This is a genomic window from Chitinimonas sp. (assembly GCF_036568685.1).
Lineage (GTDB): Bacteria > Pseudomonadota > Gammaproteobacteria > Burkholderiales > Chitinimonadaceae > Chitinimonas.
On record NZ_DATCSC010000124.1, the window covers coordinates 1 to 13,653 of the forward strand.

Sequence of the window (13,653 nt, forward strand, 5' to 3'; positions counted from 1 at the left end):
GGCCTGCACCTTGCCACGCCGCGTCCTCCCGTTTCTGCAACCATCTTCAAGAGTCACGCCATGAGCCTGCACAACGTCACCCCCGGCGCAAAGCTGCCCGACGAGTTCAACGTCATCATCGAGATCCCCGCCAACGCCGCTCCGATCAAGTACGAAGTGGATAAGGAAACTGGCGCCATGTTCGTGGACCGTTTCATGGGTACGGCCATGTTCTACCCCTGCAACTACGGCTACGTGCCCATGACACTGAGCGAAGATGGTGACCCGGTCGACGTGCTGGTCGTCACCCCCTTCCCGCTCAGCCTGAGCGTGGTGGTACGTTGCCGCGCCCTGGGCGTCTTGAAGATGGAAGACGAATCTGGCATCGACGCCAAGCTGATCGCCGTGCCGGTGGAAAAACTCTGCCCGATGTACAAGGACGTGAAGTCCACCGCCGACCTGCCAGCCCTGCTGCTGGAACAGATCAAGCACTTCTTCGAGCACTACAAGGACCTGGAAAAGGGCAAGTGGGTCAAGGTGCTGGGCTGGGACGGCATCGAAGCCGCCCAAAAGGAGCTGGTCGACGGCGTCGCCCGCTACAAGTAAGCGCTGCACTGGGCTTTGTCGACGGCACTTGCCGTACTGCTGTCGCGTGAAAAGGTCACCCAGAGGGGTGACCTTTTCTTTTGGGCATCACTTTCCGTTCATCCCGGCATACGGCAGCCCGTCGCAGCACCCTGTCTATATTAGTGTTTTCTGGCATAAGACCCCTGCTATCCGCCGGCGATCCTGGCGGCCAACAACAGGGGATTACCATGCAGCTCAACAAACTGGCCTGCGCCTTGGCGCTGGCCTTGCCGCTGTGCGCGTTCGCCGCACCCAAGTCCGGCATCGACACCAGCAACTTCGATCCCACCGTACGCATCCAGGACGACCTGTACCTGGCCGTCAACGGCGGTTGGGACAAGCGCACCGAGATCCCGGCCGACCGCACCCGCTGGGGCGCCTTCGACCAGCTGCGCGACCTCTCCGAGCAACGCGTGCGTGACATCGTCGAGAACGCCAGCAAGCAGAGCGACGCCAGTGCCCGCCAGATCGCCACCTTCTACGCCAGCTTCATGGACGAAGCGCGCGCAGACAAGCAAGGCATCACTCCCCTCAAGCCCTACCTCGCAGAGATCGCCCAAATCCGCGATGTCGCCGCCCTGGTCAAGGCTTTCGGTACCATGCAGCCGCTCGGCGTTGCCGTACCGGTACGCATGGGCGTACGCCAGGATGCCAAGGACTCCAGCCGCTACCAGCTGGGCATCTCCCAATCCGGCCTGGGCTTGCCCGACCGCGACTACTACAGCGAGCAAGACCCGCGCTTCAGCAAGGCGCGCGAAGCCTACCGCAGCTATCTGACCAGCCTGTTCAAACTGGCTGGTGAGCGCCCTGAAGTGGCAAGCGGCAAGGCCGACGCCGTCATTGCGCTCGAAGCCAAGCTCGCCCGCGCCCAGTGGAGCAAGGTCGACAACCGCGATCCGGAAAAGACCTACAACAAATTCGATCTTGCCGGCCTCAAGACCCTGGCTCCCCAGCTGGACTGGGCCGCCCTGCTGACTGCCGCGGGCGCCGACAAGGCCAGTGACGTCAATGTCTCGCAGCCCAATTATGTCCAGACCCTGGGCACGCTGCTCGCCAGCGAACCGCTGGCGGTTTGGCGTGACTATCTGCAGGCCCACCTGCTCGATGAATACGCGCCGCTGCTGTCCAAGCCCTTTGTCGAGGCCCACTTCGCCTACCGTGAACAGGCGCTCAGCGGCACCCAGGAACTGCGCCCGCGCTGGAAGCGTGGTGTTGGCCTGATCGAAGCCAACCTCGGCGAGGCAGTCGGCAAACTCTACGTAGCCCAGTACTTCCCACCTGCCGCCAAGCAGAAGATGGAGACTCTGGTTGGCAACCTGATGAAGGCCTACGCGCAAAGCATCGACAAGCTGGCCTGGATGAGCCCGGCCACCAAGGCCCGTGCGCAGGACAAACTGGCCCACTATGGGGTCAAGATCGGCTACCCGAGCAAGTGGATAGACTACAGCGGCCTCGTGGTGAAGGCGGATGATCTGGTCGGTAACGCCACCCGAGGTGCCGAGTTCAACTACCGCCGCAACCTGGCACATCTCGGTCAGCCCATCGATCGCGAGGAGTGGGGCATGACGCCGCAGACGGTGAATGCCTACTACAACCCGAGCAAGAACGAGATCGTCTTCCCGGCCGCCATCCTGCAGCCTCCTTTCTTCGATGCCGAGGCGGACGATGCGGTCAACTACGGCGGCATCGGTGCCGTGATCGGGCACGAGATCAGCCATGGCTTCGACGACAAGGGTAGCCAGTTCGACGGCGTGGGCAATCTGCACAACTGGTGGCAGGACACCGATCGCCAAGCCTTCACCGGCCTGACTGACCAGATGGTCGCGCAGTACAACCTCTACCAGCCTATCGCCGGCCGCTTCGTCAACGGCAAGCTCACCTTGGGCGAGAACATTGCCGACCTATCCGGCCTGCAGATCGCCTACAAGGCCTACCAGCTGAGCCTCGCCGGCAAGCCGGCCGACAAGCTCGACGGCTTCAGCGGCGACCAGCGCTTCTTTATCGGCTTTGCGCAGGTCTGGCGCGGCAAGGTGCGGGAGGAGCGCCAGTTGCAGCTCCTGACCACCGACCCGCACTCGCCCGGCCGCTACCGTCCCATCGGTGCAGCGGTGAACAGCGATGCCTTTATGGCCGCCTTTGGGGTCAAGCAGGGCGACGGTATGTACAAACCTGAAAGCGAACGCATCCGCATCTGGTAGGACAGTCCAGAGCCTTAGCCGCCAGGGCCGCCTCCGGGTGGCCCTGGTGCTTTCCGCCGGCGCTAGAATAGATCATCCCACCACCTTCTCCGGGAGTCGCATATGCAATACCGCAAGCTGGGCCGGACCGATTTGCAGGTCTCCGCCCTGTGCCTGGGTACCATGACCTTTGGCGAGCAGAACAGCGAGGCCGAGGCGCATGCCCAGCTCGATCTGGCGCTGGCTGAAGGCATCAACTTTATCGATGCCGCCGAGATGTACCCGGTGCCCGCCCGGGCCGAGACCCAAGGCAGCACCGAGCGCTATGTCGGTAGCTGGCTCACGCGGCAAGCACGCGACCGCATCGTTCTGGCGACCAAGGTCACCGGCCCTGGCCGTGGGATGCCCTGGATACGCCAGCCCATGCGCTGCGATGGCGCCCAGATCGCCGAAGCCCTGGAGGGCAGCCTGCAGCGCCTGCGTACCGACTATGTCGATCTCTACCAGATCCACTGGCCGGCGCGCAGCGTGCCCATGTTTGGCGGCACGCAGTACGACCCGGCGACCGAAACCATCCACGCCAGCATTCACGAGCAACTGGAAGCGCTGGGCAAATTGGTGGTGGCGGGCAAGGTGCGTTACGTTGGCCTCTCCAACGAAACCCCCTGGGGTGTGAGCGAGTTCCTGCAACTTGCGGCGCAGCACAACCTGCCCCGCGTAGTCAGCCTGCAGAACGCCTTCAGCCTGGTGAACCGCAGTTATGAGCAGGGCCTGGCGGAAAGCTGCCACCGCGAAGGCATCAGCCTCCTGGCCTATAGCCCGCTGGCCTTTGGCCATCTGAGCGGCAAATACCTGACCGACCCACAAGCCGACGGCCGCCTGACCCGCTTTCCGGCTTTTGGCCAACGCTATGGCAAGGAGAATCTGCCCGCCGCCGTGGCAGCCTATGTGGGCCTTGCGCAAGCGCACGGTTTGAACCCTGCCCAGATGGCCCTGGCCTGGGCGCAGCAGCGTTGGTATATGGGTAGCGTGATCATCGGCGCGACCAAGCTTGAGCAACTGCAACAGAACATTGCCAGTTGCCGGCTCACGCTCTCTACCGAAGTGCTGGAAGGGATCGAGGCGATCCATCGGCGGTATCCGAACCCGGCGCCGTAGGGCCTGTTTGTAGTAAACGGTGCGTGATAGGACAGTGCAGCGCGGGCGCCCGGGGAACCCGGGCGCTTAACATTTGTGAGGCCGGATACGGTGGCCCTACCCTTGAGTGAGTCCCTGCCCCTCCGCCCCGCCCTCCGGCGGGGTACCTCGCTGACGCTCGTCAGCACTTTGTATAGCGCCAGTTCACATCGGTGAAGGCACGCGAAATAGCCGCTGAAAACCTGCTCAAGGATATTGGGAGCCTTGCTGCGCTCGCTCAACTCAGAACCGGCGGGGACGCTACTAACCGATACCACGAGACACCGCCGAGTTATCAATAGTCGGCGTATTTGCGTTCGATGGCGGCGTAGTCGCCGCTACGGCGCAGGGTCTCGAGGCCGACGTCGAAGCGATCGCGCTGCTCGGCGGTGCGAAAGCCGACCTGGTAGGGGGTGGGCGGAAATAGTTCGTACCAGCTCAAAGGTTGGCTGATATCGACCTGCTGGCCGATCTCGCGATTGAAGTATTCGATGATGCGCCGGTCACCGACCACCACGTCGACTCTGCCGGACAGCAGCAACCGGTTACGCACCACCTGCTGGGCTTCCTCGCGGTATTGCGGATTGTTGGCGGCCATGGCCTGGAAATCCGGCCCGAGCAGATCGCGGGCCCGCTGGAAGGCGCTGACCGAGTAACGGCCCAGATCGGCCACCTGGCGGATGGGCAGGTGTCGTGCCGCCAGGGCGACCGCGTAGTTGTGGTACTCGATATAGGGCTTGGAGTAGTAGACCGGTAGCCGGCTCTGCTCGTTGGTGGTGGCGATGGCATCAAGCTGGTGGACCTGCTGCATGCGGTGCAGCCGCTCCATGGGGGCAAAGTAAGGCGAGATCTGAAAACCGGCCCGTTGCGCGGCCTGTTCGATGATCTCGTATTCCAGGCCCCGCCTTTCGCTCTCGAAGACATACGGCGGCTTATGGGTACCAAAGCCCACCCGCAGTATTTCTGCCTGGGCTAACAGGGCCAGCGATGCGATCAGGGCCATCGCCAGCCTGCGTACCTTCATTTTGCATCCTCTCCTGACCGTTTCATCCCGTTATAGATGGAAGAGGGATCGTCACAAACGCCGGCACACAGCTCGACCACCTTGACGCTACGGACAAAGCGGCCATTACGCACTGCCGGACTCCAGCGGGCGGACAGGAATGGGTGGGTAACGCTGTCGTCGAACCGACCAGGTGGGCTGACCAGCAGCAGGTTGACATGGTCCGTTACGCCAAACTCGTCGACATAAACCTCCAGTACCGCCCTGCCCGGGGGTAACTCTCCGCCATAGAGCGCCAACGGCGACGATTCGATCACCCCCAGCGGTGATGCCCGGGTCGTTACTTCGTCCGAACGGTACCACTGGGGATCCTGTGCTGGACCGTAAGCGGCAATGCCGCTGGGCAAGGACGGCGTCACGGCAACTTCGACCGCCGGCGGCACCGTCGCAACGGGTTCGGTCGACGGCGCGCTGTCCTCCGGCCGCTCGTCCGGGACCACAACGGACAGCGGTGCCTGCGCTGCGGGTTCGAGGTGGCGCATGGTGACCGTCATGGCCTGTGCCTTCACCGCCTTGCCCTCCACGCGGCCACGCGGCAACAGCAGCAGCGCATGCAGCAGCAGCGACGCAAGTATGGCTAACAGCAGCCGCTGCATGCTGGCCTACCGACGGTCAGGCCTTGGGCTTGTCGCCCAATTTAGCTTCGAAGTCCTGCTGTGGAATGGCGCCCGAGACGATCTGACCATCCTCGAACACCATGGCAGGCGTGCCGCTGATGCCGAGGCCCGCCGCCAAGGCCTGGATATCCGCGATCGGATTGGCGCAGTCGCCCTTACCCTCGGGCAACTGACCCTTGAACATCCAGTTGTCCCAGGCCTGTTGACGGTCGGCGGCGCACCAGATCAGCGCAGATTTGCGGGTCGCGTCCGGGTGCAGCTCGGCTAGCGGGTAGAGGAAGGTGTAGATGGTGACGTTATCGAGCTTGCTCAGGGTCTCATGCTCGATCTTCTTGCAGAACGGGCAGTCCGGATCGGAAAAGACGGCCACCTTGCGGGCACCGGTCCCCTTGACCAGCTTGATGGCCTTGTCGAAAGGCAGCTTGGCAAAGTCGGTCTTGGAGAGCTCGCGCGCGCGCGCCTCGGTCAGGCTCTTGCGGGCAGCAACGTCCACCAGATCGCCGACCAGGATGTAGTCAGCCTTGGCGTCGGTGTAGACGATCTGCCGGCCAGGAAAGACCACCTCGTAGAGGCCCTTGATCGGCGTCACCCGTACGCTCTCGACGTTGCGGCCGGGAAACTTCTTGTTCAGCGCCGCCTTGACGTTGTCGAGGTTCTCGCCAGCTGCATTGGCACAGGCCGCCAGGGCCATGCCGACAACAACAGCCAGCAAGGGTTTGGTCAGGGATTTCATAGTGAGGGTCCTAGGATGGATTCAGGTCAATTATGTCATCGGAATGCTTGTCGCATCATGGCACGTTTGAGCGGACCGACACGGTCGGTCAGCTGCAAGCCCAGATTACGCAAACGCCCGAGCACGGGATCATGGCTGGCGAACAGCTTTTGCAGGCCATCGCATACGGTCTGCATGGTCAGCACGTCCTCGGCGCGGGCACGGGCATAACGCTGCAGCAGCATGGCATCACCCGGGTCGCCACCCGGTCGGGCATTGAGCAGCTCAGCCAGCACGCGGGCATCACCAAAGCCGAGGTTGACGCCCTGCCCAGCCAAAGGGTGGATGGTATGGGCGGCGTCACCCAGCAGGGCCAGTCGCAGCCCTACGGTGCGCTCGGCCTTGCCCAGGCTGAGCGGGAAGGCTGCCGGCCGGCCGATAAGTTCCAATGCCCCGAGCGAACGGCCGCCTGCCGCCGACACGCGGTCCGCCAACTGCTCGGCGGGCAAGGCCAGCAGCGCCTGGGCCTGCTCGTCGTCCACGGACCAGACCATGGACAAGCGCTGGCCTGCCAGCGGCAACCAGGCCAGTATGCCGTCCTTGCGGAACCACTGCCGAGCGATATCGCCATGCGGCCGCGCACAGCGGAAGTTGGCCACCACCCCTTGCTGCTGGTAGGGCTGGCGACGAAAGTCTATGCCGGCCTGGCCGCGCAGCCAGGAATTGGCGCCGTCTGCGGCCACCGCCAGTCTGGCCTGCAGTACCCGACCATCAGCCAGGGTCAGACGGACAGCGTCGGTACCGAACTGCACCCGTTCAAGCTGCGCCGGTGCGAGCAGCGTCGCCTTGCCTGCCAGGGCCTGCCACAAGGTATGTTGCAGCAATCGGTTCTCGACCGTGGCGGCCAGCTGCGAGCTGGCCAGTTCCAATGCATCGAAGCGGATGGCACCGCCGGCGTCGCCACGCACATCCATCTCGCGGATCAGCCCCTGACGCTTGGGGGGCCAAGCCCGAATGCGGTGCAGAAAATCCTGGCTGCCCGGGCTGATGGCATAGATGCGCTGGTCCCAATCATCCTCAGCCAGGCTGGGTACTGCCGGCGCGCTACGCTCCAGCACGGCAACGCGCCAGTGCGGTGCCAGGGCCAGCGCCAGGCTGGCACCGACCAGGCCGCCACCGACAATGACCAGGTCAAACTCTTGCGGCTGGGTGTTTTGCATCAGCGGGTACCGAAAACCATGCGCGCGGCGAAGTCGCGGCGCAGCGGGGGAAGATTGTCGAGCGCCATAAAACCGGTCGCCCTGACGGTGCGCAGGAGCGGATCATCGACGCCAAAGAGCCGGATCAGGCTGTCGGTAAAGCCCACGGTCACCAGGCTGTCGGTTTTGCGCAGCTCGGCATAACGCGCCAGCATGGCCGCCTCACCCAGTTGTTCGGCTGGCGTGGCACGTATTACCCGCGCCAGGGCCAAAGCATCGCGCAAACCCAGATTGAAGCCCTGACCCGCCACCGGGTGCAGGGTTTGCGCGGCGTTGCCGACCACCGCTACACGGCGGGCATGGTGACCCTTGGCCCATTTGAGCCGCAAGGGAAAGCTGGCGCGAGGACCCACGGCTGTAAAACGCCCGGCGCGGTCGCCCAGGCGCGCCTGCAGCGCCGCCAGGAAGTCGCTGTCCGTCATCTGGGCCGCCGCCAGCGGGTCCGGTCCCGGCCGGGTCCATACTACGGCATAGCCACTACCCTTGGGCAGCAGGGCGATAGGACCATCGTTGGCAAAACGCTCATAGGCCACGCCCTGCGGTGGCCGGTCGGCCTGGACCTCGGCCACCAGTGCCTGCTGGGCATAATCATGTTCGGCCTGCGCGAGGCCGGCTGCTTGCAACAGCTGCCCGCCTTCGGCCAATACCACCAGGCGGGCGGTCAACAGCGCCTCGCCAGCAGCATGGGCGATCCGTACCGCCGCATAGCCCTCCAGGGTCTGCAGCGCACTGACTCGCGCGCCAGTCAGGTAGTGGGTGGGTCGCGGCAGGGCGGCCAAACGGGCGTGCACCCGCTGTGCCAGCGCTGCATAGGGCAGTACATAGCCCAGTGCCGGCAGATCCAGGTCTGCCGCGGTCAGTTTGACCCGCCCCATGCAGCCTTGCTGTGACACATGTACCGTGTTGATCGCGGTCGCCTGCGCCGCAGGCCACAGCTGCCAGTCTGCCAGCGCAGTCTGGCTGGCATGCGAGACCGCCAGCGCCCGGGCATCGCTACCGGGTTGCAAACGCGCTTCGGCCACCGCCACGGAAAGGCCGCAGCCCTCCAGGGCCAAGGCCAGCGCACCACCTACCGGGCCGCCGCCGACGATCAGCACATCCACATGGGCGGGCCAGGCTTGCGGTTCAGCCATGCGAGGGCTCCAACAAACGGTGCAGGGCCGCGTACTGCAGCAGCATGATGGTCTTGCCGTCGCGGATCTCGCCCCGCGCCATCTGCGCCAGCGCCTCCTCGAATGGCAGCTCCAGCACCGCGATGTCCTCGCCCTCGGCTTCCAGGCCGCCACCGTCCGACACGCGCGCGGCACGGTCGTATTCGGCCACGAAGAAGTGCAGGATCTCGGTCACCGAGCCAGGCGACATATAGGCCTCGAAGGCCTTGCGCACCGGGCCCAGCGTGTAGCCGGTCTCCTCCTCCACCTCGCGGCGTATGCAGTCTTCCGGTGCGTCGTTGTCCAGGAGGCCGGCGCAGGCTTCGACCAGCATGCCATCCGGATTGCCATTGACGAAGGTAGGCAGGCGGAACTGCCGGGTCAGCACCACGGTGCCGTGTTCGCGGTTGTAGAGCAGGATGGTCGCGCCGTTGCCACGGTCGTAGACCTCTCGGCTCTGGGTCTGCACGCTGCCGTCACGGCCGCGCACCCGGTAGGTGTATTTGTGCAGCAGATACCAGTTGTCCGATAGCAACTGGGTATCGACGATCTCCACCTCGCTCATGCCTGCCTCCTCCTGGCTTACCGGCCTCAACCGGCCATGGTCTTCTCGATGTCCGCCACCGTCTTGGGCGTCAGCTCGGTCAAGTTCTCGTGGCCGCTGGCAGTTACCACCAGATCGTCCTCGATACGCACACCGATGTGCAGGAATTGCTCCGGCACCGGCACATAGTGAGCTGGCGAATCCGCCAGCAAGGGGCGGAAATACAGGCCCGGCTCGACGGTCAGCGCCATGCCGGGCTGCAGGAGGCGCGATTCGCCCTTGAGCTTGTATTCGCCCACGTCGTGCACATCCAGGCCCAGCCAATGGCCGGTGCCGTGCATATAGAACTGCTTGTAGGCTTCACGTTCGATCAAACCATCGACCTCGCCTTGCAGGATGCCAAGGTCAACAAGGCCCTGGGTCAGGGTACGGACCGAGGCATCGTGGTAGGCAATACGCCGCTCACCCGGCTTGACCTTGTCGAAGCTCGCCAGCATGGCTGCCAGCACCAGCTCGTAGATGTCCTTCTGCGGACCGCTGAACTTGCCGCCGATGGGGAAGGTGCGGGTGATATCGGCGGCGTAGCCTTGCAGCTCGCAACCGGCGTCGATCAGCAGCAGGTCGCCCTGCTCCATGCGACGGTTGTTCTCGTGATAGTGCAGGCAGGTCGCATTGGCACCGCTGGCCACGATGGAGCCATAGGCCGGGTAGCGCGAACCGGACTTGTAGAAGTGGTACAGCAGCTCGGCCTCGACCTCGTACTCGAACTGGCCGGCACGGGCCGTACGCATGGCGCGGATATGCGCCTCGGAGGAGATGCGGCCCGCCTCGCGCATCAACGCAACCTCGCTCTCGTCCTTGAACAGGCGCATTTCGGCGATGGCGGCGCGCACGTCGATGAATTCGATCGGTGCCGGCTGGCCGGTACGGGCGCGGGCATTGACCTGGGCCACCAGGTCGAACATGCGGCGGTCCCACTTCTCGTCCAAGCCGACGGGGAAGTAGAGCCGCGGCTGGCCGGCGATCCATTCGATCAGCTTGGCGTCCAATTCGCCTATGGGGTAGGCCTCGTCAAAGCCAAACGCTTCGCGCGCCGCGTCCGGGCCGAACAGAAAGCCTTCCCATATCTCCCGCAGTTCGTTCTTGGGCTGGCAGAAGAGGGCCGAGCGCGGCTGCTCACCGAGCTGCATGACCAGCACCGAGTCGGGCTCGTAGTAGCCGCTCAGATAAAAGAAGTCGCTGTCGAAGCGGAAAGCGTAGTCGGTATCGTTGCTGCGCATCTTGACCCGGGCGGTCGGCAGGATCACCAGACCGGCCGGCAGACGTTCGTTCAGCAGCGCGCGGCGTGCCTTGTGGGCTTCAATATTGGCTTGCATGACGGGTTTCCAATCAGGTGCTGCGCAGGCGGTTGGGCGCGCGCGATGACAGACGAGCGATTATAGCCGCTGCTAAGGCGCAGCAAGGCGGGTGCGACCGAAGCAGCGCCGGGGCAGACCGGCGGCGCTCAGGCCTCGAAACGGAAGCACTGGTGGATCTTGCGATTGCGGAAGTCCTCCGGCACCGAGCTCGCGGAAATATCGCGGCACAGCGGTACCAGCGAAGCGTCGATCTCAAAACCGCGGAAGTTGTTCGAGAAGTACAGCACCCCACCCGGCATCAGGAGCTTGAGACACTGCCGCACCAGCTTCAGGTGGTCGCGCTGCACGTCCAGCACGTCGAGCATCTTGGCCGAGTTGGAAAAGCTCGGAGGGTCCATGACGATCAGGTCAAAGAGCTCGCCCTGATCCACCGCGTCCTCAAGAAAACGGAACACGTCGGCGCGTACCAGCTTGTGCCGCCCCATATCCAGGCCATTGAGCTCGAAATTGCGCTTGGCCCAGTCCAGGTAGGTATTGGACAGATCAACCGTGACCGACTCCGGTGCGCCCCCGGTCGCCGCGTAGACCGTGAAGCTGCCGGTATAGGCGAACAGATTGAGAAAGCGCTTGCCCGCCGCCTCCTCACCCACCCGCTTGCGGGTAGGCCGGTGATCGAGAAAGAGGCCGGTATCGAGGTATTCGTCCAGATTGACCCAGAAGCGACGGCCCTGCTCGCTGACCGTGAAGTCGGCGCTATGGTGCCCGGTGCGGCTGTACTGGAACTCGCCCTTCTGGCGACGGCGCAGCTTGAAGGCAAGCTTGTCCACCGCGACGCCCACTACCTCGGCCACCGCGCTTTTTACTTCGGCCACCCAGGCGGCGTGCTCCTCATCGGTCTGTTGCCAACCGGTGTCGTACTCGGCGACGTGGGCGCGGTCGCCATAGATATCGACCGCGACCGGGTACTGTGGGATGTCGCGGTCGTAGATACGATAGGCCTCGGTACCTACCCGGCGGGCCCATTTGGCGTAGTGCTTGTGGTTCTTGCTCAGGCGGTTCTGGAAATCTTGCAGTGCGGACACGCTGGGTCAGGCCTTCAGGGTCATTTCGATAAAGCGGCGATGGACGGGCGGCGGCACATACTGGCGCAGCACCTGCTCCCAGCCATCCGGGCCGACCAGGCCTTTGATCATGGTGGAGCTCACCTCGGCAATCTCGCGCGGTGGCATCAGGAAGATAGTGTCGATCTCCGGCACCAGGTCGGCATTGACATAGCGCATGGTGCGCTCGAATTCGTAGTCGCTGGCGGTACGGATGCCCCGCAGGATGAAGTTGGCGCCAACCGACTGGGCATAGTTGACCAGGAACTGGTTCTCAAAGTGCGCCACCTTGAGCCGCGGCAGGTGCTGGGTGCACTCACGCAGCATGTCCTCGCGCTCCTCCACGCTGAAGGTGCTGCGCTTTTCCGGGTTCACGCCGATCGCCACCGTCATCTCGTCGAACAGTTCATAGCCCTGTTCGATCATCCAGAGGTGACCATTGGTGACCGGATCGAAACTGCCTGCGTAGACCGCACGTTTCATTGTGGGGCATTCCTTTACCTTGGGCCGCCCATTTTAGTGCACCGCACCCAACAAAGCATGCCCCTTTTGCCGTCTGTCAGCCCGAAGGGAAAAGGCCAAATTAGCAATTAAAAACAATACCTTGCCATTGGCATGGGCAAATCAGCAACACCGTTCACCCATCAGCACACGGTTATATTGAAAGCCCTATTTTGGCAAGGCACACTCGATCCCATTGCAGCAGACACTAATAAACAACAAGCAAGTACAGGGAGTATACGAATCATGCACGGGATCACGCGGGCCCTCACGCTGGCGCTTTGCCTCTTGGCAAGCTGGGCGCAGGCAGCCATCGTCATTGGCCAGACCGCCCCCTTGTCCGGCGTGGCCAGCGAATATGGCCGCAATATGACGCAAGGGGCGCAAGCCTATTTCAACTGGCTCAATAAGCAGGGTGGCATCAACGGCGAGCAGGTCAAATACGTGCTCTACGATGACGGCTTCGAGTTCGGTCGGGCGCTGGCCAACTCCAAGAAGCTGATCAATGAAGACAACGCCTTGGCGCTGATGGGCTACTTCAGTGCCGATGCCACCGCCTCGGTGATCAGCCGACGCTGGCTGGATGGTGGCGGCATCCCTCTGGTAGGCCTGACCAGCAGCTCTGCCACGGTGCGTGAACCCGGTTCGCGCTACCTGTTCAACACCCGCGCCAGCCAGCGCGAGGAAATCAGCAAGCTCCTGGCCCAGATGAAGCGCCTGGGCATCAACCGCATCGGCGTCTTCTACCAGGACGACCTGTTCGGACAGGATGGCCTGCGTGCCGCCCAGGATGAAGCCAAGGCCGCCGGCATCAGTATTGCCGCCAGCGCCAGCTACCCGGCCAATACCGTCAAGGTCCAGCCGGCCGCACAGAAGCTGGCCGATTCCAACGTTTCGGCCGTGCTGATGGTCTCCATCACCAAGCCGTCCGGTGCCTTTATCAAGGAATTCCGTAAGCTCAACACCAACGCCGGCCTCTACCATGTCTCGACGGTGGACTTCGATGAACTGGTCAAGGACATCGGGCCCAATATGGTCCATGGCCTCGCCATCGCCCAGGTCTATCCCTATCCCTGGGACAACCAGAACAAACTGATCAAGGAGTTCCAGACCGTCGTTGGCAGCTACGCCTCCAGCCCCACGCCACTGGGCTACGCCGCACTGGAGGGTTTTATCACCGCCAAGGTGCTGACTGACGCAATCAGCAAGGCCGGCGCCAACCCCAGCCGCAGCAAGGTGTATGAGATCCTCGAGAGCATGAGCGAGATCAACTACAGCGGCTTCCGCCTGGCCTACGGCCCGGGCCAGCGTGGTGGTTCGCACTTCGTTGAGCTGACCATCGTCAATCAAAAAGGCGAGCTGTCGCGTTGAACCTGACACTGCCGGGTC

13 protein-coding genes are annotated in these 13,653 nt (G+C 63.4%); 4 read left to right on the top strand and 9 right to left on the bottom strand.

The features are described from left to right. The first annotated feature begins 60 nt into the window (after positions 1–60). The 3 genes from ppa (at position 61) to VIM95_RS17095 (ending at position 3,941) form a co-directional block, all read left to right on the top strand. Entirely contained in the window at positions 61–585 is a 525-nt protein-coding gene (ppa, locus tag VIM95_RS17085) for an inorganic diphosphatase (protein ID WP_331988319.1), read from the top strand. Positions 586–794: 209 nt separating this feature from the next. Then, entirely contained in the window at positions 795–2,804 is a 2,010-nt protein-coding gene (locus VIM95_RS17090) for a M13 family metallopeptidase (protein WP_331988127.1), read from the top strand. Between the two features lie 102 nt (positions 2,805–2,906). Then, complete coding sequence (locus VIM95_RS17095; protein WP_331988129.1) at positions 2,907–3,941, top strand: NADP(H)-dependent aldo-keto reductase; 1,035 nt, start codon at positions 2,907–2,909, stop codon at positions 3,939–3,941. A gap of 313 nt (positions 3,942–4,254) precedes the next feature. Here the strand turns inward: VIM95_RS17095 and VIM95_RS17100 are convergent, their stop codons facing one another. From VIM95_RS17100 to coaD, 9 genes are all read right to left on the bottom strand, one after another. Next, positions 4,255–4,983, bottom strand: coding sequence for a substrate-binding periplasmic protein (locus VIM95_RS17100; protein WP_331988131.1), 729 nt, complete (start codon positions 4,981–4,983; stop codon positions 4,255–4,257). After that, positions 4,980–5,618: a hypothetical protein gene (locus VIM95_RS17105; RefSeq protein ID WP_331988133.1), complete on the bottom strand. Its 639-nt coding sequence runs from the start codon at positions 5,616–5,618 to the stop codon at positions 4,980–4,982. The genes VIM95_RS17100 and VIM95_RS17105 overlap by 4 nt, the downstream gene beginning before the upstream one ends. A 16-nt stretch (positions 5,619–5,634) precedes the next feature. Then, positions 5,635–6,372, bottom strand: coding sequence for a DsbC family protein (locus VIM95_RS17110; protein ID WP_331988135.1), 738 nt, complete (start codon positions 6,370–6,372; stop codon positions 5,635–5,637). A gap of 35 nt (positions 6,373–6,407) precedes the next feature. Beyond that, positions 6,408–7,571 carry a UbiH/UbiF family hydroxylase gene (locus VIM95_RS17115; protein ID WP_331988137.1) on the bottom strand — a complete coding sequence of 388 codons (1,164 nt, stop codon included), beginning with the start codon at positions 7,569–7,571 and terminating at the stop codon, positions 6,408–6,410. After that, positions 7,571–8,743 (bottom strand): FAD-dependent monooxygenase, encoded by a 1,173-nt coding sequence (locus VIM95_RS17120; protein WP_331988140.1) that lies wholly within the window; start codon positions 8,741–8,743, stop codon positions 7,571–7,573. The genes VIM95_RS17115 and VIM95_RS17120 overlap by 1 nt, the downstream gene beginning before the upstream one ends. Beyond that, positions 8,736–9,326 carry a GDP-mannose pyrophosphatase NudK gene (gene nudK, locus VIM95_RS17125; RefSeq protein WP_331988142.1) on the bottom strand — a complete coding sequence of 197 codons (591 nt, stop codon included), beginning with the start codon at positions 9,324–9,326 and terminating at the stop codon, positions 8,736–8,738. Before nudK ends, VIM95_RS17120 begins: the two co-directional genes overlap by 8 nt. A 26-nt stretch (positions 9,327–9,352) precedes the next feature. Further along, positions 9,353–10,681 carry an aminopeptidase P N-terminal domain-containing protein gene (locus VIM95_RS17130; RefSeq protein ID WP_331988144.1) on the bottom strand — a complete coding sequence of 443 codons (1,329 nt, stop codon included), beginning with the start codon at positions 10,679–10,681 and terminating at the stop codon, positions 9,353–9,355. A gap of 128 nt (positions 10,682–10,809) precedes the next feature. Beyond that, positions 10,810–11,745, bottom strand: a complete 936-nt coding sequence (locus tag VIM95_RS17135; protein WP_331988146.1) for a class I SAM-dependent methyltransferase — start codon at positions 11,743–11,745, stop codon at positions 10,810–10,812. Between the two features lie 6 nt (positions 11,746–11,751). Continuing rightward, positions 11,752–12,246: a pantetheine-phosphate adenylyltransferase gene (coaD, locus tag VIM95_RS17140; protein ID WP_331988148.1), complete on the bottom strand. Its 495-nt coding sequence runs from the start codon at positions 12,244–12,246 to the stop codon at positions 11,752–11,754. A 264-nt stretch (positions 12,247–12,510) separates the two neighbouring features. On the opposite strand from coaD, the gene VIM95_RS17145 reads away from it, so the two are divergent. Continuing rightward, entirely contained in the window at positions 12,511–13,635 is a 1,125-nt protein-coding gene (locus VIM95_RS17145; RefSeq protein ID WP_331988150.1) for an ABC transporter substrate-binding protein, read from the top strand. Positions 13,636–13,653 lie beyond the last annotated feature (18 nt).